This is a genomic window from Salegentibacter salarius (assembly GCF_900168265.1).
GTDB classification, from domain to species: domain Bacteria; phylum Bacteroidota; class Bacteroidia; order Flavobacteriales; family Flavobacteriaceae; genus Salegentibacter; species Salegentibacter salarius.
In genome coordinates this window covers 123,538-145,084 of the sequence record NZ_FVZF01000004.1, presented here as the reverse complement: position 1 = coordinate 145,084, position 21,547 = coordinate 123,538, and the positions used below count along the sequence as shown (strand labels likewise).

Genomic DNA, 21,547 nt, shown 5'->3' with positions numbered 1-21,547 from the left:
AATGAGATTTAACCGGTTTTTTATTTTGTTTTTCTGCGCATTATTTGCGGTTTCCTGCGGAAACAAGAAAAAAGTGATCACCACTAAAAAGAATTCAGAAAGAGAAGGAGTGATTACTGAATCTTCTGGAAATAGAAAGATTGAAGGGGTTAAGCCTTTAGAAGGAACACCAAAATTACCGCCGGTAAGTCCAAGACTTTATACTGTAGAAGATTATATTAGGGATTTTGCCGCGGTTGCAATGGAAGAAATGCGACTCTATGATATACCAGCAAGTGTTACCCTGGCGCAGGGAATATTAGAATCTGGCGGTGGAAAAGGCGATCTTACTATGCGAGCCAATAATCACTTTGGAATAAAATGTCACGACTGGCAGGGAGCCCGGGTTTATCACGATGATGATGCCCGTGGAGAGTGTTTTAGAAAATATAAAGATGCTCGTTATTCTTATAGGGACCATTCACTTTTTCTAACCGAAAGAAAACGTTATGCCGAGCTTTTTGATTTAGATAAAGATGATTATAAAGGATGGGCAAGAGGTTTAAGAAAAGCAGGTTATGCAACAGATAGGCGTTACCCAGATAAATTAATTGGTTTAATAGAGCGGTATAAGCTTTATCAATTTGATGCAGATGTACTTAAAAGACCATCTCCAAGTTACACTTACACTCCCGAAGAGCCGGAATCGGTTACTTACAGGGTTAAAAAGGGAGATACTTTATATGCTATTGCCAAAAAGCACAATACAACTGTAGAAGATTTACAGCGATTTAATAATTTAAGAGATACCAATATAGCCGTTGGGCAAACCTTGGTAATTATCTCTCCAGAATAAAATAATATGATCTATAAGAGAAGTAGCGAATTGTTCGCTTCGGCACAAAAAGTAATTCCCGGCGGAGTTAATTCCCCGGTAAGAGCATTTAAAGCAGTGGGAGGCGATCCCATTTTTATTAAAAAAGCCGAAGGACCTTATTTGTATGATGAAGACGGAAATAAATTAATAGACTATATAAATTCGTGGGGACCATTAATTTTAGGTCACGCCCATAAACCGGTAATTGATGCGGTAATAGATATAGCAAAAAAGGGAACTTCCTTTGGAACTCCAACCGAGATTGAAACCAAAATCGCTGAATTGGCGGTAAAAATGGTGCCGAATATCGATAAGATAAGAATGGTGAATTCCGGGACCGAAGCTACTATGAGTGCCGTTAGACTGGCTCGCGGATTTACCGGAAAAGAAAAGATTATCAAGTTTGCCGGGTGTTATCACGGGCATAGCGACTCTTTCCTAATCCAGGCCGGTAGTGGTGCGGTTACTTTTGGTACACCAAACAGCCCCGGAGTTACACAAGGAACGGCAAAAGATACCTTGCTTGCTAAATACAACGATCTTGATAATGTAAAAGAGTTGGTAGAAGCGAATAAAGATGAGATTTCCTGTATTATTCTGGAGCCTGTCGCCGGAAATATGGGATGCATTCCACCTGCTGAAGGTTTTCTGGAAGGATTAAGAAAGATCTGTGATGAAACCGGAATTCTACTTGTTTTTGATGAGGTAATGACCGGATTTAGACTTGCCCCGGGAGGAGTGCAGGAAAGAATGGGAGTGAATGCCGATATTACTTGCTTTGGAAAAGTGATTGGTGGTGGCCTGCCGGTTGGTGCTTTTGCAGCCAGGAATGAAATTATGGATTACCTGGCGCCGGTTGGGCCAGTTTACCAGGCCGGAACACTTAGTGGTAATCCGCTGGCGATGGCTGCAGGTTTGGCCATGCTTACTGAACTCGATAGTAAAAGAGAGATCTTTGAAAGCATAGAAAAAAAGACTGCATACCTTCACGAAGGAATGGAAAAAGTGCTGACTCAAAATAATATCGATTTTACCATAAATAGAGTCGGCTCTATGATCTCGGTACATTTTGGAAAAGAACCCGTAACCGATTTTGCTTCTGCGGCAACATCTGCAAATCTTGGTACTTTCAATAAATTCTTTCACGGAATGTTGGAAAACGGAATTTATATCGCACCAAGCGCCTATGAAACCTGGTTTATAAGTGATGCTCTTTCTTATGAAGATTTAGATAAGACCATTGAAACTGTAGATAAAGTTTCGAAAACATTGTAAAACAAATAAGCCTCACAGGTTTCCAAAACCTGTGAGGTTTACTCGATAATCGAGATTAAATGTTCCGGGACTTGCCTCGAAATCAAATTGTATTTTCCAATTATAATGCTTCGTGAGCTTGCTCCGAAGTAGTCTACTTTTTCAACGTCATCCTGAACTGGTTTCAGCAAGCGTCATCCTGAATTTATTTCAGGATCTAACATAAAGGATTTCAGCTTCTAAAGTGAAATACGCTTAATCTGGATATTTTAAAAAAGGTAAGATGTTTTACTAAGAATTCATTCCCAATAATTCTTCAACGTAATTCCGGGAGTTAGAAAGTCTGGGTATTTTATGTTGTCCGCCAAGTTTATCATTTTTTTTGAGCCAGTCGTAGAAAAGTTTTTCTCGTGCTTGGTGAATTTTCGGCATATTTAGCGTCATATTATTATAGCGCTTGGCCTCATAATCGCTATTAACCTGTTGTAAAGCCAAATCGAGTTCATACCTGAATTTTTCAAAATCTTTCGGCGGATTTTTAAATTCTATAATCCATTCGTGTGCACCTTTTTCTTTTCCTTCCATAAAAATGGGCGCTGCGGTATAATCTACAATTTCACAATTAGTTACCAGAGAAGTCTTTTTTAAAGCTTCTTCAGCATTTTCAATAATTAATTCTTCCCCAAATGCGTTTATGTGATGCTTTGTTCTCCCCGTAACTTTTATACGATAAGGGCTGGTAGAAGTGAACTTAACGGTATCGCCTATCTTATAGCGCCAAAGCCCCGCGTTCGTTGTGATTACCACTGCATAATTTTTCCCGGTTTCAACTTCAGCCAGGGGAATTGCTTTTTCATTTTCACTTCCGTAGCTATCCATAGGAATAAACTCATAGTAGATTCCGTAATCCAGCATCAATAGAAGCTCCTTGGAATCATTTTGGTCCTGGCAGGCAAAAAATCCTTCCGAAGCATTATAGATCTCGTAAAACCTGAAATCTTCCTTGGGTAATATCTTTTGATATTGCGGTGCGTAAGGATCAAAACTTACCCCGCCGTGAAAATAAACTTCTAAGTGAGGCCAAACTTCAAATAGATTTTCTTTTCCTGTGGTTTCTAAAATATTATTAAGAAGAACAAGCATCCAACTGGGCACACCGGCCAGGCTGGTCACGTTTTCTTTAATGGTTTCGTTAACGATCGCCTCCATTTTTACTTCCCAGTCGTTCATTAGGGAAACCTCATTACTTGGCGTGCTGCTAAATTCTGCCCAAAAAGGCATATTAGCAATCAAAATCGCCGAAAGATCTCCGTAAGCCGTACCGTTATTCTTATAAATTTCCTTACTTCCGCCCAACCTTAAGCTCTTTCCTGTAAAAAGTTGGGATTGCGGATTATTATTCAAATACATACATAGCAGGTCTTTCCCCGCATTATAGTGACAATCTTCCAGGGAGTCCTCACTCACCGGTATAAATTTGCTTTTTGCACTGGTAGTTCCGCTGGATTTTGCGAACCATTTTATAGGAGTTGGCCAAAATATATTGTTTTCTCCCTGACGGCTGCGTTCAATACAAGCTTCGTAATCTTCATATTTTTGGATTGGAACCCGGCTCGCAAACTGGCTGTGGTTTTTAATTTCTGAAAAGTTATATTTTTTGCCAATTTCAGTGTTTTTGGCTTTGGAAAGCAAATTTCTAAGCAACTCATGCTGAACTTCGTGAGGGTATTTTATAAACAACTCCATTTGATGAATTCGCTTCTTAAGGAACCACGAGGCCACGGAGTTTACTAATGGAATTGGCATTATTCTTTATATCTTTATGCGCTGACAATGCTTCAGCTGGTTGGCTGGATAAAAATAATTTAAACTTCGAAGCTTGCAAATCAACTTCGGTTAAAAATAGGGAAAAAAAGATGAGATACGAAGGAGTGTTTAGGAAAATGAGAACCGAGATCACCGATAAAGTTCAGTATTACCTGGTTTTTGAGGATGATTTTATAAATATGAATCAAATTCTCGGTAAAAAAATAAGCCTTAATTTTCTTCGTTTTCAATGTTTAAACTGCGGGCTGGAGAAGAAGATTTTTCGTCAGGGCTATTGTTACGATTGTTTTACATCTATCCCTCAAGCCGGAGATTGGATAATGAAACCAGAGCTAAGCAAAGCTCATTTAGATGAAGAAGACCGCAACCTTGATTTTGAAAAACAGGCACAATTACAGCCACACGTGGTTTATTTGGCTAATTCCAGTAATGTAAAAGTTGGTGTAACCCGAAAAACGCAAATTCCTACACGTTGGATAGACCAGGGAGCGCACGAAGCTATTGAAATAGTTGAGGTGCCTAACCGGTATTTGGCAGGAATAACGGAAGTGGCTCTAAAAGATCACGTATCAGATAAAACCAATTGGCGAAAAATGTTGACCAACGAAGTTTTGGATCTTAATTTGGCTGAAGAACGCGATAAGCTTAAAGAGTTTATTCCCGACGAAGCGAAAGAATATTACCTGGGCGATAGAAAAGAGCTTGAAATAGAATTTCCTGTTTTGGAGTTTCCGAAGAAAATAAAAACCCTTAATCTTGGTAAAAATCCATTCTACGAAGGAGTTTTAAAAGGAATTAAAGGCCAGTATTTAATTTTTGAAGACGGCACCGTTTTTAACGTTCGAGCACACGAAGGTTTTGTGGTGGAATTGGGAGTGAGCTAATAAACTGATTCAAATTTTTGAAAGAACGTCATGCTGAATTTATTTCAGCATCTAACATGATGATAATTAAAAACACGTTAGAAGCTGAAACAAGTTCAGCTTGATGAAATTAGACTTCATTAAGAAAGCCTCTACAATCCTTCAATTATTGGTAGTATCTTTTTTCTTCTTGCTTTTTCCCAAAATACCACCTAGAATATCTTTGGCTGCATCTTTAACCTGCTCCTCCTGGCTTCTAGGTTTTTCTTCGGTTTTAGGAGTTTGGGTTTGCGTAGAATCTTCTACCGCGGTAGTATCGGTTTCCTGCTGTTGGTTTCGCCCGGTTTGCTTATTAATAATATCTCTAATCGCATCCTGGCCACGTTCTTTAAGATTCTCTTTTTGCTTTGCAACTATTCTTTGCGTAAGATTAGTTACCGCTTGCTGCATATTTACATTTACCTGCGGATTTTGAAAAGTTCCCTGTAAACCTATTGGCAATGCTACCGTCATATTTTTAAGTTCGTCACCGCTTAATTGGCTTAAAGCACTGCCTACCTGGCTACCCAACATTCTGGCCGGTACATCTAAGTTTAAAGTGTAATCCATATTCATATCAAATCCGTGGCTACCGGAAACCTGCACACCTACTCCTTTTACATTAAAGTTGAAAGGTTCAATTTGGACCATTCCATCTTTAAACGTTAAACGAGTTTTTAGTTTATCAAGATCAATATCGTTTAAGTCTATAAAATTCAATTGTTGGTCAAGACTTGAAAGTAATGGTAGTTTCTCGGGATTAACCTCTGCAGTAAGAATTTCTGCAAGAGCATTACCGGCCAGAGTAGATAACTGTGGTGTAAGATCTTCGTTTAGATTTCCTGTTAACTGAAGATTGGTTTGTAGTTTACCTTCTAATGCTTTAGCAACCGGTGCTAATGCCTGTAGCATTTTTAAACTGGTAAAAGACTCGGCAATATTTAAAGAATTCAGTGCCAAATCCATATCAAAAGTGGGAGTGCTTCCTTTTGTAGAAACATTTCCTGCCAAATTGATATTTCCGCCAAAGATATCGGTAGTGATATTTTGTAAAGTAGCGGTTTCATCTCTTAAGATAATAGTTCCTGTGGCGTTTTTAAGCTCCAGGTTATCATAGATTACGGTGTTTACATTGAAAGCTAGTTCAGTATCCAGGAATGAAGGTATTTTAACCGCCTCGCTTGTAGTTGGCGTAGAACTTTGGCTTGTGGTTTCTTCAGTTCCGGTTTCGGTTTCAGCGATCATAAAGTCGTTGATGGCAAAAACATTGGAGTTTACATTAAAGCTTCCTTTTAGATTTTGATCGGTAAACAAAAATCCTATCAGGTTTTCAATATTTCCCGAAGCCGTAATATCGGTTTGCCCGGTGGTAAGTTTTAATTCAGGAACACGAACATTCCCCTGATTGAAATTCAATCTGGCATTAGCGATCTTTACCTCGTTAGGAATCTCGGGCGATTTATAACTGAAATTCTTAATACTGGCTGTACCATTACTTTTTACATTCTGATATTGTTCTTTTTCAATAGAATTCATATCAAATTGTGTGGTAACATCGGCAGTTAAAATTCCGTTTAGATCCTGTTCAAGGTCTAACGGATAAGCCTGGTCCAGGTTCGCTAAGTTTAAAGTTCCCTGGAGCGCCATATCAACTAGCATATTTCCCATTAGGTTTTTTATACTTCCGTTGGTGGCAAACCTGTCCTGGTCTATTCTGAAGGTTACATTATCAAAAGTTAGGTAAGTATCTTCAAATATCCCGGTTTCGTTCAATATCTGGAGATCTATGTTGATATCCTGTACACTTTTTGGTAGATCTGGATATTTAAAGGAGGCATTATCTGAACTTACTTTAATATCCATTTTAGGAATATAGGTTTCATCTACAATTCCCTGGATTTTCCCATTAACAATGAAATCTCCGCTCGTTTCTACATTTTCAATGTTTTTTGCATAGGTAGCAGGAATTACCGCTAGAAAGTTTTTAAAGTCTGAAGAAGGCGTTTGGAAACTTAGATCTATCTCGTTATTATCTTCATTTACCTGCACAAATCCTTCAAAAGTTAACGGTAATTGATTGATCATTGCTTCATTCTCAAGAAATGTATAACGCATATTTTCCAGATCCATCTGGATCACGGCATCAAGGGAAACCTTATTTCGGTTCAGGTAATTTGTGCCATCGTAATCTAGAGAAACCAGGGCGTTAGATTTGGTGTCCAGTTCGCTTTCAGCTAAAGAAAAATCTCCGGTTCCTTCGTGATGCAGCTCTTCTACATCCAGTAACAGTTTCTGGCCTTCGTCTAAATATTTTACCCGGGAATTATTAATCTCGTAATGTTTTAAATCGAAACTGAATCCGGTTGAAACCGAATCTTTAGCTGTAGCTGTGGTATCTTCAACTGCTATATCGTAATTGGCATTGCCAATGGAGTCTACCTTAATATTTAGATAAGTGTTATTGACTTTAATATTGTCTAAAATTTTTGGCTCATCGGCGCCTTTAAATAATTCTTTAATAGACATTTCCAGTTGAGCTTCCTCCCCAATGGCAAGCGTATCACCTTTAAAAGGTTCATTATTGATCACGCTGAAATTCTCAATTACCACCGTAGCTTGGGGAAAACTCCTAAAAAAGCTAAGGCTTATGTCGCTAAATTCAACCTGTGCATCCACACTCTCATTAGCGGTTTTTCGAACATAATCTTTTATTTGTGATTCAAACAAAAATGGAGCGGCAACCAGTATTACTACAATTACCAGCAATACAATACCAATTATTTTAAATACTTTCTTCATCACTTAAAAATTTTTATCCCAATCCTGGAATTAGACACAGGCTTTTATTTTTATCCTGTGAATTACCAATCTTTGGGTCCAGCAGCATGCTGGTTTCATTTCTATATTATTTAATTCAAACCAATTAAGCTGGTTTATTTACATTAATCATATTTTAATTCTTCGCCTTGCTTCAGGTTAAATCGCTTTCTAAAAGCAAAAACCGAAGCGTAGAGCAGAGGCGTATCTAAGGCGGCCACGATTACTTTAAATAAAAATCCGCTAAGTAAAAGTGCGCCAAATAAGTCCCATTCAATTTTATTAAAACTACAGAGCAAAAACAAGACCGAAAACGTATCTACAAATTGTGACAGAAAGGTAGAAAAGTTATTCCGTAGCCATAAATGTTTTCCTTTGGTCAATCTTTTCCAAAAATGGAATAACTGAATATCTATATACTGCGCCAGTAAATAGGCGACCATTGAGGCAAAGACTGCGATAGTGGTAGCACCAAAAACCTGGGTAAACAAGGCGTCGCCTATGGGTGACCATTCGGTAGCGGGCACGGCATCTGCAGTGTAAATTATCAACAAAGAAAAGAACGATGCAAAAATTCCCGTTGTTACTACCTGGTTGGCTTTTTTCTTACCGTAGATCTCGCTAATAATATCGGTGATCAAAAAAGTAACCGGATATGGTAAAATTCCCACAGAAATTTCAAACGTATAGAGCCCAAAAAAATCCCAGCTAAAGAATTTCTGAAATATTAGGTTCGAAACAACCAGGGAGGCGATAAAAAGCCCGGCCAATATTAAATATACGCGCTGTGCCGCGAGTTTGTCTTTCAGTAAAAGTTTAGCCAAATTTATTTTTTAAGTCTTCCTACAAAATTAGGGGTATGTGATTTTGTTTTACTTAATTTGCTGTGAAATTTACAGGATAAGCTTTAATAATTTTTCTTCAGTTAGTTTGAATTCCCCAAAAATAGTACATATCGCCCTGGGAAGCAATGTGGGCAACCGCTTTGAGCTTCTGCAAAATGCACTGCATAAAATATATTTAGAAATTGGCGAGGTGCAACAGGTATCGCAGGTTTATGAAACACCTGCCTGGGGTTTTGAAGGCAATGCTTTTTTAAACGCCTGTATTGCCGTTTCTACCAGATTTTCTGCGAAAGAAATTCTTCGGAAATTATTGAAGATCGAAGCTGATGCCGGCCGGGTGCGCTCTGATGCTAAAAATTACCAAAACCGAAGCCTGGATCTGGATATTCTTCTTTTCGAAGATGAAATTTTAGAAACCGCAGATTTGATAGTGCCGCATCCTGCAATGCAAAACCGAAAATTTGTGTTGTTACCCTTAGCCGATATCGCTGCTAAGGAAACCCATCCTATTTTTAAAGTCTCTATTGAAAAATTACTGAAGCGGGTTGAGGACAATTCCGAAATAAAAGCGATTCCTGAAAAGCTTGAGATTCCTAAAAAAGCCTTCAATTTAAATAAACTGAATTATATCGCGGTTGAAGGAAATATTGGAGCGGGGAAAACCAGTTTTTCTACCATGGTTTCCGAAGATTTTAATGCAAAACTAATTTTAGAAAGGTTTAAAGACAATCCGTTTCTGCCAAAATTCTACGAGAACAAAGAGCGATATGCTTTTCCCTTGGAAATGTCTTTTCTGGCCGACCGCTACCAGCAACTTTCAGACGATTTGGCTCAGTATGATCTTTTTAAAGATTTTGTGATCTCAGATTATGATGTTTTTAAGTCATTGATTTTTGCTAAAATCACGCTGCACGAAGATGAATATGCCTTATACCATAAGCTCTTTCATTTAATGTATAAGGAATTGGTAAAGCCCGACCTATACATTTATCTCTACCAGAATACAGATCGACTGCTGGAAAATATCAAGGCTCGCGGTCGTGATTACGAGCAAAACATTCAGCCAGATTATTTGGTGGAAATCAATAAAAGCTACCTGAATTTTATAAAGACCCAAACCAATATGAAGGTACAGATCATAGATATTTCAGGTAAAGATTTTGTAAACAACCGCCTGGATTATTTGTCGATTTTAGAAGAGATCAAAGCCTGATAATTTCCTGGAAATAGGAAGTGTCTCTAGTGAGCCATATAAGATTGTTCTCGATTATTTGTGGTTATTTTAGAAAATAGATCCCATAGAACCACGCCCACACTAACCGCAATATTCAATGAATGTTTACTGCCCAATTGCGGAATTTCAATAATGCCATCGCTTGCCGAAACCACTTTTTGTTGAACGCCTTTTACCTCGTTACCAAAAACCACGGCGATTTTTTCACCCGGCTGGGCTTTAAAATCATTTAGCATCACCGAACCTTCGGCTTGCTCAATAGAAAAAACCTTTGTTTTCTCTTGTTGAAGCTTTTCCAACACCTCCAGTGTATTTTCTGCATATTCCCAGGCTACGGTTTCGGTCGCGCCTAAAGCGGTTTTCTGAATATCTTTATGCGGTGGTTGCGCGGTAATGCCACAGAGATAAATCTTTTCGATTAGGAAAGCATCGGCACTACGAAAAACCGATCCAATATTATTTAAGCTTCTAATATTATCTAGAATCACAATAATAGGTGTTTTTTCAGCTTCCTTAAATTCTTCAACTGATTTACGATCCAGTTCGCTGTTTTTTGATTTTCGGTTTTTCATAGGCGCAAAATTAATAAGAATGCGAGGAAATTAATTAATTTATCATTAAAAAGACTGGAGTTGATAAGAGGGATTTTTAATTCGAATCTTTCGTAATTACGGGTTTGATAGGTTATTTACATTTTAGTTTTATATTAGTAAATGATAAAATATTCCTCTAGTATGATATATAAAACTACTTCCCTGCTACTTTTTTTCTTCCTGTCCTTCACTCTTGCAGCCCAGGATATTAATAAAGAAGATACCCGTTTACTTTCAAAACCCGCGATGAGTGATTCTCAAATCGCTTTTATTTATGCCGAAGATCTTTGGGTGGCAAATAAAGATGGCTCTTCACCAAGAAGACTTACAGTAGATGATGGGATTGAATCTAATCCTGTTTTTTCCCCAGACGGAAGTTTAATAGCTTTTAATGCAGAATATGATGGAAATACCGATGTATATGTGGTGCCTGCTAATGGTGGCGTGCCTGAGCGCCTTAGCTGGCACCCCGGGAGCGACTTGGTTCGTGGTTTTACACCAGATGGTTCTGCTGTTCTTTTTATATCGCAACGAAATGTTTTTACCAGGCGGTATGCAGAACTCTTTGAGGTTTCAGTAAACGGTGGCCAGGTTAAGCAATTGGAAATTCCCAATGCTTTTTGGGCAGATTATTCTGATGATGGAAAATACATTGCTTATACGCCGCTTTATGAGGCTTTTAATCAGTGGAAGTATTATCGTGGTGGTATGGCCTCCCGAATCTGGATTTATGATACCAATGACCATTCTGTAACCGAGGTCCCAAAACCGGAAAGCGGAAGCAACGATACCAGACCTCAATGGCTGGGAGATAAAGTTTATTTCAGAAGTGATAGGAATGGCGAATTCAATTTGTACAGTTACGATATGAATTCCCAGGAGGTTACTCAACTTACCAATTATGAAGATTTCCCGGTTTTAGATCTTTCCGCAGGAAAAGATGAAATAATTTTTGAGCAGGCAGGATATCTGCATACCTATAATCCGGAAAGTGATTCTACTGAAAAAATCGAGGTTGGGATCGCAACAGATCTTCTTGAATTGCGCCCGCGCTTTGTAAAGGGTGATGAGTATATCCGCAGCGCCTCTGTTTCGCCTACCGGGGCGAGAGTTGTAATGGATTTTAGAGGAGAAATAGTAACGGTGCCCGCTGAAAAAGGGGATGTGGTTAATATAACTGAAACCTCAGGTGTACATGAACAAGATCCTGTGTGGTCTCCGAATGGAAAATTCATCGCGTATTTTAGTGATGAAAGTGGGGAATATGCACTTCATGTGCACGATCAAAGCGAACAAGAAGAAGCTGAAAAATTTAAACTTGAGGGTGCAGGTTTTTACGCTTATCCAAAGTGGTCTCCAGATTCTAAGAAAATAAGTTTTGTAGATAATGGGCGTAATCTTTATGTGTTAAACATAGATTCCGGGAAAGTGACAAAAGTTTCACAGGATGAACGATATATACCGGGAATTTTTCGAGACTTATTTGGTAGCTGGTCTCATGATTCTAATTGGATTAGTTATACCATAGTAACTGGAACCAGTTTTGAACAAGCCTATGTGTATTCCCTTTCAGAAGATAAATCCTATGCAATTTCCGATGGCTTTTCCAGCGTCTCAAGTCCGGTTTTTGACCCCAGCGGAAAATATCTATATATGCTAGCTTCTACAGATGCGGGGCCCGTGGTAAATTGGTTTGATCAGTCTAACCAGGATATGGAAATGAGCAGTTCGATTTACCTGGTGACTTTGCAGAAGGATGTGGAATCTCCATTTGCCAAAGAAAATGATGTTGAAAAGATTGAGAAGGCAGAAAAAGAAGAAGAAAAAAAGAAAAAGGCAGAAGAAGAGGATAAAGAAGTGAAAGTTCCCGATCTAAAAATTGATTTCGAGGGAATAGAAAACAGGATCGTAGATGTGCCGCTTCCGGCCGGTAAATATGCGAACCTAAGTTCACCAAAGGAAGGAACTCTCTATTATTTAGCTTATCCTCCTCACGAGCAGAATAAAGGAACTCTAAATCTGTATGATCTTAAAGAAAGGGAGAATAAGGAGATAATGCCTGCCACTTCTTACGAGATCTCAGCCAATGGAAAAAAGATTCTTTATAAGGCAGAAGAAAAATGGGGTATCGCTGAAGTTGATAAAATTGAAGATAAGCGAACGCTTAATACCGGTGATATTCAGGTGAAGATTGATCCCGTAGCTGAGTGGCCGAATATTTTTAATGAAGCCTGGCGAGTTAACCGGGACTACTTTTATGACTCGGGTATGCACGGCGTAGACTGGGATAAAATGAAAGAAAAATACGAACCTTTTATAGGAGATGTTACTTCCCGAAGCGATCTCTACCGGGTAATGGAATGGATGTTTAGCGAACTTGGAGTAGGGCATCACCGGTTCTCTAGTAGAGGTGACAGGCTTCATTCTAAAGAATCTGTAAAAGGAGGTCTCCTGGGAGCAGATTTCAGCATAGAAAATGACAGGTATAGATTCGAGAAAATCTATGGCGGACTTAACTGGAACCCTAATTTGCGTTCTCCCCTTACCGAACCCGGAGTAGATGTAAAAGAAGGCGATTATCTTTTGGCAGTAGATGGAGAAGAGCTAGAGGCTAGTGATAATATCTATAAGTTATTTGAAAATACAGCCGGGAAAATAGTGATGCTCACCGTGGGTCCTAATCCTAATATGAAGAATTCAAGAAAAATTAAAGTAACTCCGGTTGAAAATGAAATTGCTTTAAGAAACCGCGATTGGATAGAAGGCAATATTCAAAAAGTGCACGAAGCTACCGATGGCCGGGTTGCCTATGTTTATGTGCCAAATACTGCCACGGAGGGCCATGAGTACTTCAAACGCTACTTCTTTCCGCAGGCAAATAAGCAGGCCATTATAGTAGACGAACGTTTTAATGGCGGTGGCCAGTTGGCAGATTATGTTATAGATATCCTTAAAAAACCAGAGCAGGCGCACTGGAGATTCCGTTATGGAAAAGATCTAAAATCGCCAAGTGCTTCTATTCAAGGTCCCAAGGTGATGATTACCGATGAAACTGCCGGTTCAGGAGGTGATTACCTGCCCTGGATGTTTAGAAAATTTGATCTTGGAACTATCGTTGGAAAAACTACCTGGGGCGGCCTGGTAGGCGTTTTAGGTTATCCTGAATTTATAGATGGAGGCTCTGTTACCGCACCAAATGTGGCTTTTTATACTGAAGAAGGCTTTAGTGTGGAAAACGAAGGAGTGGCCCCAGATGTTGAAGTAGAACAATGGCCGGAAGAAGTAATTGAAGGTAGAGATCCTCAACTGGAAAAAGCTATCGAGATTGTGCTGAAACAGTTGGAGGCCAACCCGCCGAAAGATGTACCTTCCCCGGTATATCCTGATAAAACTGATAACTAATATTCTTGCGACTAAACATAAATTTAGAAAGCGGGAATTTGAATTACCAGGTTCCCGTCCAAAAGTCTTATAAAAATGAATAAACTCATATATTTCTTATTATTAGCAATTACCCTGTCATCTTGCAAGAATAAAGAAACCAAAGCCTACGATCTTGTTATTTATAATGCTCAAATTATAGATGCAGAGAGTGAAAGCCTAAGCGAAGGTCAATCAATTTTTATTTCTAACGGAAAAATTGTGGAGGTTCGAAAAAGCATTGATAAAGAAAAATTTGTTGCTGATCGCCTTATTGATGCTAATGGGAAATTTGTGATGCCGGGACTTTGGGATAATCATGTTCATTTTAGAGGGGGTGACACTTTGGTAGAAGAAAACAAAGATCTCTTGCCACTTTTTTTAGCCTACGGAATTACCACTGTACGCGATGCCGGTGGCGATATCACTCCGAGTGTAATAGAATGGAAAGATCAAATTGCTAATGGCGAATTAGATGGTCCCACAATTTTTAGTTCGGGTCCCAAACTGGATGGCGATAAACCGGCCTGGCCTGGTTCTATTAAAGTCACTAGCGAAGCTGAGGTGTTTGCTGCCCTGGATTCGCTGGAAAGCCTTGAGGTAGATTATGTAAAGACTTATGATGGAAATCTTTCCGCAGAAAATTATTACAACATTATCGAAGAAACCGAAAAGCGTGGGCTAAAAGTCACCGGACATATGCCGATGAGCGCCGATTTTATGAAAGCCGTATCCCTGGGCCTTGATGGTGCCGAGCATATGTATTATCCGCTAAAAGCCTGTTCTCCCATTGCCGATAGCCTGACAAAACTAGACCTGGGCTACGGAATGATAGAACCATTAATAGACACTTACGATCCCGAACTTGCGGCTGAGGTTTTTGCTAAAATGAGTGAAGAAAATGTATATGTAACTCCCACACTTTATATAGGTAAAACCCTTTCAGAAATTTTAGATGTAGATCACCAGCAGGATTCATTGCTAAAATACATTGGTCCCGGTATTCAAAAAACTTACCAGGGCAGGATAGAAGGAGCAAAACGAGCAAAAGCTTCCGGCAGCAAGATGCGTGAGAAAATGGAAGAAATAAGTGCCCGAATGATTCAGCCAATGCAAAATGCAGGAGTTAAGCTTTTAGCAGGGTCAGATTGTGGAGCCTTTAATTCTTATGTTTATCCCGGCGAATCTTTGCACGGGGAATTAAATGCCCTTTCTAAAGCAGGCTTAAGTAACGCCCAGGTTATAAAAACTTCTATAGTTAATGGTCCGCAATTTCTTAATCTTGGTAATGAATATGGAAGTATTGCTACAGGAAAAGTGGCCGATATTTTAATTTTGGATAAAAATCCGCTGAAAAGTATCGATAATTTAAAAAAGATAAATACTGTGATCAAGAGCGGTGAAGTCTATGATAGGAAAAGCCTGGGTGGTGCGCAATATTAATTTTGAATTAAAAGCTGGCGAAAAATTAGCTTTTGTAGGTGAAAATGGAGCCGGGAAAACCACGCTTATCAAATTATTACTTCGGTTTTATGAACCTACTGAAGGAGAAATTCTATTGGACGATATTCCGGTAAAAGAATATGATCAAACTCAATACCAGCAGTACTTCGGAGTGATTTTTCAGGATTTTGTAAAATTTGAACTTACGCTTCGGGAGAATATTGCGATGGGTGAAATTGAAGAAATTAAAAACCAGGAAAGAATAGACAGTGCTGCCGAGAAAAGTTTGGCAAATGAAGTGGTTACCGGTTTACCGCGCGGTTATGATCAGCAACTGGGAAAACGTTTTAAGCAGGGAAAAGATCTTTCTGGCGGGCAGTGGCAAAAGATCGCGATTGCCCGCGCTTATATGAAAGATGCTGAAGTTTTAATTTTAGATGAACCAACTTCAGCATTAGATGCGCGCGCCGAAACCGAAGCTTTTGATCGGTTTATAAAATTAACTGAAGGTAAAACTGCCGTTATTATTTCCCATCGCTTTAGCACGGTTAGAATTGCCGATAGAATTATGGTTTTAAAAAATGGTGCTGTTCTGGAAATTGGAACACATCAGGAGCTCATGCAAAATGATAAGCTTTATGCCGAATTGTTCAACCTACAGGCGCAGGGATATCAGTAAAAGATTTCGCTTACTAACATAAAAAACATGAATATTGAATTAATACGCCTTTTACTCGATTTCGGTTTAATGGTCTTAATTTGGGTGGTACAACTGGTGATTTATCCCAGCTTGTGTTATTATAAAAATGAAGATCTGGGGAAATGGCATAAAATTTATACCGGGCGTATAGGCATAATCGTCGGGCCATTAATGATTGCGCAATTGTTTGTAGCCTCCTGGCAATTATGGCATCAGCCAAATTTTTATACCTGGGGCAGCATGCTTATTATCGCTATTATCTGGGCGATGACTTTTTTAGTCTTTGTGCCTTTGCATAATTCTATTTCTCCAAACCAGTCTTGCGAAAAAATAACCCGTAGTTTAGAAGTGAAAAATTGGTGGCGAACTTTCTTATGGTCACTTTTGTTTCTTGGTAGTCTAATTCTTAAAATTTCGGGTTATAATTTTTAAGCAAACTGCCTAATCCGTATTTTAGCAAACCTAAAACTCCAGAATTTTGGCAGCAAAAAAACCTCAGAAAGTTACCCCGTTAATGAAACAATACAATGCCATCAAGGCAAAGTATCCTGATGCCTTATTGTTGTTTCGGGTGGGCGATTTCTACGAGACTTTTGGGGAAGACGCGGTTAAGACAGCCAGGATTCTTAATATTATTTGCACCAATAGAAATAATGGGAGCGAGCGTACCGAGCTGGCGGGATTTCCTCACCACTCTCTAAATACTTATTTGCCAAAATTGGTAAAAGCCGGGGAACGGGTAGCTATTTGCGATCAGTTGGAAGATCCTAAAATGACCAAAACCATCGTAAAACGTGGCGTGACCGAATTGGTAACTCCGGGTGTAGCGTTAAGCGATGAGGTGCTTCAGAGTAAATCGAATAATTTTTTATGTGCTATTCACTTCGGAAAGAAAATCTTTGGAGTTTCGTTTTTAGATGTTTCTACCGGCGAATTTCTCACCGCGCAGGGAAATTCAGAATATATAGATAAGTTGCTTCAAAATTTTAGTCCGAGTGAGGTCTTGATTCCGAAGAAGAATAAGAAAGACTTTAAGCAGATCTTCGGCGAAGATTTCCATACGTTCTACCAGGAAGACTGGGTTTTTAAACAGGATTTCGCTTACGAAACTTTAAATGAACATTTTCAAACCAAATCTTTAAAAGGTTTTGGCGTAGAACACCTGGAAGAAGGGATTATTGCTTCCGGGGCTATTTTACATTACCTCGCGGAAACCCAACATCGAAAACTGCAGCATATTACTGCTATAAATCGTATTGCTGAAGAGGAATATGTATGGATGGATCGGTTTACCATCAGAAACCTGGAGTTGTATCATTCTAACGCGGCCAACGCCGTAACCTTGCTGGATGTTATAGATAAGACAATTTCCCCAATGGGCGGAAGGCTTTTAAAGCGCTGGCTTGCATTGCCTTTAAAAAATGCCGAGAAAGTTAGAAAGCGCCACGAAGTAGTTGGTTTTTTACTAGAAAATCCTTCAGTTTTGGCTGAAATTCAGCAAAACATCAAAAAGATAAGTGACCTGGAACGGCTTATTTCTAAAGTCGCTACAGGAAAGGTTACACCTCGGGAAGTACTTCAGCTTAATCATTCTTTACAAGCCATAATTCCTATAAAAGAGCTCGCGCTGAATAGTGAAAATGAAGCCATTAAAGTGATTGGTGATAATTTACATTCATGCGAGGTTTTGCGTAGTAAGATTACTGAAAGTTTGCATGAAGATGCGCCGGTAAATATTTTAAAAGGAAATTGTATTGCTGAAGGTTTTTCGGAAGAACTGGATGAGCTTAGAAAAATAGCTTTTTCAGGAAAAGATTACCTTGATAATATGTTGAAACGGGAAACCGAAATCACCGGAATTTCTTCGCTTAAAATAGGCAGTAACAACGTTTACGGTTATTATATAGAAGTTCGCAATACGCATAAAGACAAAGTCCCCGATAGTTGGATTAGAAAGCAAACCCTGGTAAATGCCGAACGTTATATTACCGAAGAATTAAAGGAATATGAAGCGAAGATCTTAGGGGCTGAGGAAAAGATCTTGCACCTGGAACAGCAACTTTTTGGTAAATTGGTAAATTGGATGAACGATTATATTCAGCCGGTACAGCAAAACGCACAACTTATTGCCCAGCTAGATTGTTTATGTTCTTTTGCTGAACAAGCCAAAGCCGAAAATTATTGTAAGCCTGAAATTGAAGAACATCACGATCTAAATATTGAAGAAGGGCGGCACCCGGTTATTGAAAAGCAATTGCCTATTGGCGAATCTTATGTGACCAATAATGTTACTTTAGATCGCGAAAACCAGCAGGTAATTATGATCACCGGGCCTAATATGAGTGGTAAATCGGCTATTTTGAGGCAAACTGCACTTATTGTGTTAATGGCGCAAATGGGAAGTTTTGTGCCGGCAAAAGCGGCAAATATAGGTTTGGTAGATAAGATTTTTACCCGGGTTGGCGCCAGCGATAATATTTCTATGGGCGAATCTACTTTTATGGTAGAAATGAACGAGACAGCCAGTATTCTAAATAATATTTCAGATAGAAGTTTGGTGCTTTTGGACGAAATAGGACGCGGTACCAGTACTTACGATGGGATTTCTATTGCCTGGGCGATTAGTGAATATTTGCACGAACATCCCGCCAAACCTAAAACACTTTTCGCTACGCATTACCACGAGCTCAATGAAATGTGCGATACGTTTGAGCGGATCAAGAATTTTAATGTTTCGGTAAAAGAGTTAAAAGATAATGTGCTTTTTCTTCGGAAACTGGTGCCGGGAGGCAGCGAGCATAGCTTTGGAATTCACGTAGCCAAAATGGCCGGAATGCCACAACAGGTTTTACATCGCGCAAATAAAATTCTAAAGAAATTAGAGAAATCACATAAAATGGAAGACTCCAGTGAGCTTTTAAAGAAGTCGGCCGAAGAAGAAATGCAGCTTAGCTTCTTTAATCTTGATGATCCTATTCTGCAGGAATTAAAAGAAGAGGTGTTACATATAGATATTGATACGCTTACGCCTGTAGAAGCTTTGATGAAGCTAAACGAGATTAAAAGAACCTTAGTTGGAAAGGAAAAAGCGAAAACGAAAGCTTAAGCAGTCTGAAGTTCTCGGTTGTGGGTTTTCAGTAAAAAATAGGAAAGTAGATCGGTAAGTATTGGTAAACAATGAGTTGTAATTTTTTAAAGTTGGGACTGAATTACTGAAGGAATTTTTTATTTAAGATTTTCTTTATTTTTTTGAAAAAGCCTTTGACATTATAAGATTTATATTAAATTTGCATCCGCAATACGCTATTGCAGCCACGTTAAACGTGGAAGTTCTTTTAAAAACGCGAAAATAGCTCAGTTGGTAGAGCGCCACCTTGCCAAGGTGGAGGTCGCGGGTTCGAATCCCGTTTTTCGCTCATACATAATATTACCACGCTCGGGTGGTGGAATTGGTAGACACGTTGGACTTAAAATCCAATGGACAATGTGTCCGTACGGGTTCAAGTCCCGTCCCGAGTACTTAAAGCCTTGTTAATCATTTGATTTTCAAGGCTTTTTTGTTTTTAGGAAGTTGTTTTAGTCAACTTTTAGTCAACCATTAGTTTATGCTCGATTTATTTTGAGCTGGTAGGCTAAGACTTGGGTTTTTAATTTATCGTAAGAACTATTGATCTGTTTCAAACGATTAGTTGAATAATGGGCGATATTATCTCTCACAACAATATCTGGAATATAATCGTGCATAATTTCGCCGGTCTCGGGAGGGCGGTAGTAAGTCAAAAGATTATTAAGCTTTCTGATTTCAAGTAGAATTGAATCAAGCTCTTTTTTATGATGATTAACACCTACCTCTTTTAAAAGGTCTTCAATGCTAAGTAACAGGACTCTTACTCTCTTCGTATTAGCAGCAGCAGTGCTATATTCTATGCTAGACGACCCAAATTCGAATGATTGAGATTTTATAAGTTGGTAGATTTCTTCTATTCTTCCTAGAATTAAATCTTTCTCCCTTACCCTATCTTCTTTGTCCTTATCAATGAAAGTATAAAGAAAATAAAGAACAAGAACTGACACCAGAGCAGAAAAGAGAGCAATAGGATCAAGTTCATTCTTAATACTAAAATAAGGAATTGAATAAATTTTAGCAGCTGCAAAACCTATAGCAAGGCAAGAAAGAATTAGAAGGGCATTAAATAGAAGCTTCATCGGAAGATTTTTTTGCAGAATGAGCATCATCAATAAACTCCCATGCATCCTCCTCCAAGTACTCTTCTTCTAGTGAAATAATATCAAGCCTTTTTTTTATTTCTTTATAATCGAAATCATTATCCCTCACCAAACCTCCGAAAATTTCTTCTAGGAAAGAGGTTCCGTAACCAGCTGTTCCGTCTAGATCTACTAGAACTTTTTTATCTTCATCAATTGCCTTTTTAAAAGCAGGCGCTAAAAAATCTCTCCGAAACTTCTCTCCGGAGTTTTCTCCTTCTTTTTCATACCTTGATCCAGGAAAGGGAGAAAAATCTTTAGCAACTTTAATCTTAATTGAATCCATCTGTATTAAAATTATTTGAGCTTATTTCCCAATAAACAAAAGTACCACTAAATGCATTCTTCAGTGATAAAAATTTGTTATTTTCTATATCCGCATAGACGTCATTCGAGATAATATGTAATTTATTAAAATGGTTTCGCTTGAATGCCCCATATATACCCGGTAAACCTTTACCTCTATAAGCTTTCCCTGTAACTGTCCTATGAAGCTCTCCGTTAAGTATTAATTTTAGAAGTTCTTTATTATTCTCATAGGTAAATAATTTTGCTAAACTTCGTTCCCAATTATACCACTTACTATCTTTTCCTTTATTATTTAAGCTTTCGAATATACCTACGCCAAAGTCTAGGAAGGAAAAGCTTACAATTCCTTCCTTTTTTCTATGCTGAACAGATAAAAACCAAAGTTTGTCGCCTTCCTTGTCATAAGCGGCGTGGTTATTTGTGTTATGCATTAATTCAATTAAAGACCTTTGCACCCCTTGACATCTTTTATTTTTTTTCCAAATTGTGCGTGAAGCATCGGAAATTATTTCACTGGTTAGCTTGGGATCTACTTTTTTATAGGCGTGTGTAGCTATGGTTCCCCCTTTTATAAAGGAGTATCTATCTTCCTCCTTAATATTCTTATATAAGTATTCAAAAAAGCCAGAATCAAGAAGAATTTTTTTGGCTTCAGGGTTAGTGGGGAAATCACCGTCAAATTTTATCCTTTTTGATCTAAAACGAATAAGAATAGATAATAAGAGTACAAGAGCGTCATAACCTATATGCTCAGTATCCTTGAAGATAACAAATACCTTCTTTTTCTTTCTATATAGTTTTTTTATATTTTTGGCAAATTTTATCATCTCCTCCGGTTCCTCCACTAAAGAAAAGTTTACTGGTGCTTTTACTTTCTTGAACCCTCTGAACTTCTTATAATGCCTAAATCTGAGTTTTTCAACCCGGCTTAATCCTAGTTCCTCTTTCCTTCTTCTTTTTCTCTTGGCATTGGAAGTCAACCTTCTCTGGAATCTTTTGTTTGCTCGATTAAGTTGAATTTGTTTATTATTCTTCACTAAAAAATTATTATCAGATATGGGGTTGTAGGGAACTGAAATCT

The 21,547-nt window shown here is 38.5% G+C and carries 15 protein-coding genes, 2 tRNA genes and 1 pseudogene; 11 read left to right on the top strand and 7 right to left on the bottom strand.

Going from position 1 to position 21,547, the window contains the following annotated elements; translation table 11 throughout:
- The first annotated feature begins 1 nt into the window (after position 1).
- Together B5440_RS04165 and hemL are read left to right on the top strand one after the other, a co-directional pair.
- On the top strand, positions 2-835 hold the full coding sequence (locus B5440_RS04165) for a glucosaminidase domain-containing protein (protein ID WP_070054825.1): 834 nt from the start codon (positions 2-4) through the stop codon (positions 833-835).
- A gap of 6 nt (positions 836-841) precedes the next feature.
- A complete protein-coding gene (gene hemL, locus B5440_RS04160) occupies positions 842-2,131 on the top strand; it encodes a glutamate-1-semialdehyde 2,1-aminomutase (protein WP_070054826.1) in 1,290 nt (429 codons plus the stop codon).
- A 270-nt stretch (positions 2,132-2,401) separates the two neighbouring features.
- On the opposite strand, the gene B5440_RS04155 is transcribed toward hemL, so the two are convergent.
- A complete protein-coding gene (locus tag B5440_RS04155) occupies positions 2,402-3,916 on the bottom strand; it encodes a GH3 auxin-responsive promoter family protein (protein WP_070054827.1) in 1,515 nt (504 codons plus the stop codon).
- A gap of 110 nt (positions 3,917-4,026) precedes the next feature.
- On the opposite strand from B5440_RS04155, the gene B5440_RS04150 reads away from it, so the two are divergent.
- Positions 4,027-4,821 carry a DUF2797 domain-containing protein gene (locus tag B5440_RS04150; RefSeq protein WP_070054973.1) on the top strand — a complete coding sequence of 265 codons (795 nt, stop codon included), beginning with the start codon at positions 4,027-4,029 and terminating at the stop codon, positions 4,819-4,821.
- 141 nt (positions 4,822-4,962) lie between these two features.
- On the opposite strand, the gene B5440_RS04145 is transcribed toward B5440_RS04150, so the two are convergent.
- Both B5440_RS04145 and B5440_RS04140 read right to left on the bottom strand, forming a co-directional pair.
- A complete protein-coding gene (locus B5440_RS04145) occupies positions 4,963-7,638 on the bottom strand; it encodes an AsmA-like C-terminal region-containing protein (protein WP_070054828.1) in 2,676 nt (891 codons plus the stop codon).
- A 143-nt stretch (positions 7,639-7,781) separates the two neighbouring features.
- Complete coding sequence (locus B5440_RS04140; RefSeq protein ID WP_070054829.1) at positions 7,782-8,480, bottom strand: queuosine precursor transporter; 699 nt, start codon at positions 8,478-8,480, stop codon at positions 7,782-7,784.
- Positions 8,481-8,586: 106 nt separating this feature from the next.
- On the opposite strand from B5440_RS04140, the gene folK reads away from it, so the two are divergent.
- Positions 8,587-9,714 carry a 2-amino-4-hydroxy-6-hydroxymethyldihydropteridine diphosphokinase gene (folK, locus tag B5440_RS04135; RefSeq protein ID WP_070054974.1) on the top strand — a complete coding sequence of 376 codons (1,128 nt, stop codon included), beginning with the start codon at positions 8,587-8,589 and terminating at the stop codon, positions 9,712-9,714.
- Positions 9,715-9,740: 26 nt separating this feature from the next.
- Here the strand turns inward: folK and B5440_RS04130 are convergent, their stop codons facing one another.
- Positions 9,741-10,307, bottom strand: coding sequence for an RNA methyltransferase (locus tag B5440_RS04130; RefSeq protein WP_070054830.1), 567 nt, complete (start codon positions 10,305-10,307; stop codon positions 9,741-9,743).
- Positions 10,308-10,469: 162 nt separating this feature from the next.
- Here B5440_RS04130 and B5440_RS04125 point away from each other — a divergent pair, with 162 nt between their 5' ends.
- From B5440_RS04125 to B5440_RS04095, 7 genes and pseudogenes are all read left to right on the top strand, one after another.
- Positions 10,470-13,730: a S41 family peptidase gene (locus tag B5440_RS04125; RefSeq protein ID WP_070054831.1), complete on the top strand. Its 3,261-nt coding sequence runs from the start codon at positions 10,470-10,472 to the stop codon at positions 13,728-13,730.
- A gap of 75 nt (positions 13,731-13,805) precedes the next feature.
- Positions 13,806-15,191: an amidohydrolase family protein gene (locus B5440_RS04120; RefSeq protein WP_070054832.1), complete on the top strand. Its 1,386-nt coding sequence runs from the start codon at positions 13,806-13,808 to the stop codon at positions 15,189-15,191.
- Positions 15,175-15,870, top strand: a pseudogene (locus tag B5440_RS04115) (ABC transporter ATP-binding protein); the annotation flags it as partial. The gene B5440_RS04120 and the pseudogene B5440_RS04115, both read left to right, overlap by 17 nt.
- 27 nt (positions 15,871-15,897) lie before the next feature.
- Positions 15,898-16,323, top strand: coding sequence for a hypothetical protein (locus B5440_RS04110; protein WP_070054833.1), 426 nt, complete (start codon positions 15,898-15,900; stop codon positions 16,321-16,323).
- Positions 16,324-16,405: 82 nt separating this feature from the next.
- Positions 16,406-18,997, top strand: coding sequence for a DNA mismatch repair protein MutS (gene mutS, locus B5440_RS04105; protein WP_070054975.1), 2,592 nt, complete (start codon positions 16,406-16,408; stop codon positions 18,995-18,997).
- Between the two features lie 237 nt (positions 18,998-19,234).
- A tRNA-Gly gene (locus tag B5440_RS04100) sits at positions 19,235-19,307 on the top strand.
- A gap of 18 nt (positions 19,308-19,325) precedes the next feature.
- Positions 19,326-19,410, top strand: a tRNA-Leu gene (locus B5440_RS04095).
- 84 nt (positions 19,411-19,494) lie between these two features.
- Here the strand turns inward: B5440_RS04095 and B5440_RS04090 are convergent.
- From B5440_RS04090 to B5440_RS04080, 3 genes are read right to left on the bottom strand one after another with little or no spacing between them, the layout of a single operon-like run.
- The gene (locus B5440_RS04090; RefSeq protein ID WP_070054834.1) at positions 19,495-20,097 is read right to left on the bottom strand and encodes a hypothetical protein; all 603 of its coding nucleotides are present in this window, start codon (positions 20,095-20,097) and stop codon (positions 19,495-19,497) included.
- Positions 20,081-20,443 carry an STAS-like domain-containing protein gene (locus tag B5440_RS04085; protein WP_070054835.1) on the bottom strand — a complete coding sequence of 121 codons (363 nt, stop codon included), beginning with the start codon at positions 20,441-20,443 and terminating at the stop codon, positions 20,081-20,083. Before B5440_RS04085 ends, B5440_RS04090 begins: the two co-directional genes overlap by 17 nt.
- The gene (locus tag B5440_RS04080) at positions 20,430-21,503 is read right to left on the bottom strand and encodes a hypothetical protein (protein ID WP_079711064.1); all 1,074 of its coding nucleotides are present in this window, start codon (positions 21,501-21,503) and stop codon (positions 20,430-20,432) included. Before B5440_RS04080 ends, B5440_RS04085 begins: the two co-directional genes overlap by 14 nt.
- Positions 21,504-21,547: the final 44 nt, after the last annotated feature.

Coding starts and splice junctions, on each gene's coding strand:
- B5440_RS04090 (WP_070054834.1), bottom strand. CDS start 20,097: ATGAAGCTTCTATTTAATGCCCTTCTAATTCTTTCTTGCCTTGCTATA.
- B5440_RS04155 (WP_070054827.1), bottom strand. CDS start 3,916: ATGCCAATTCCATTAGTAAACTCCGTGGCCTCGTGGTTCCTTAAGAAG.
- B5440_RS04110 (WP_070054833.1), top strand. CDS start 15,898: ATGAATATTGAATTAATACGCCTTTTACTCGATTTCGGTTTAATGGTC.
- mutS (WP_070054975.1), top strand. CDS start 16,406: ATGAAACAATACAATGCCATCAAGGCAAAGTATCCTGATGCCTTATTG.
- B5440_RS04085 (WP_070054835.1), bottom strand. CDS start 20,443: ATGGATTCAATTAAGATTAAAGTTGCTAAAGATTTTTCTCCCTTTCCT.
- B5440_RS04130 (WP_070054830.1), bottom strand. CDS start 10,307: ATGAAAAACCGAAAATCAAAAAACAGCGAACTGGATCGTAAATCAGTT.
- B5440_RS04150 (WP_070054973.1), top strand. CDS start 4,027: ATGAGATACGAAGGAGTGTTTAGGAAAATGAGAACCGAGATCACCGAT.
- B5440_RS04165 (WP_070054825.1), top strand. CDS start 2: ATGAGATTTAACCGGTTTTTTATTTTGTTTTTCTGCGCATTATTTGCG.
- B5440_RS04145 (WP_070054828.1), bottom strand. CDS start 7,638: ATGAAGAAAGTATTTAAAATAATTGGTATTGTATTGCTGGTAATTGTA.
- B5440_RS04125 (WP_070054831.1), top strand. CDS start 10,470: ATGATATATAAAACTACTTCCCTGCTACTTTTTTTCTTCCTGTCCTTC.
- hemL (WP_070054826.1), top strand. CDS start 842: ATGATCTATAAGAGAAGTAGCGAATTGTTCGCTTCGGCACAAAAAGTA.
- B5440_RS04120 (WP_070054832.1), top strand. CDS start 13,806: ATGAATAAACTCATATATTTCTTATTATTAGCAATTACCCTGTCATCT.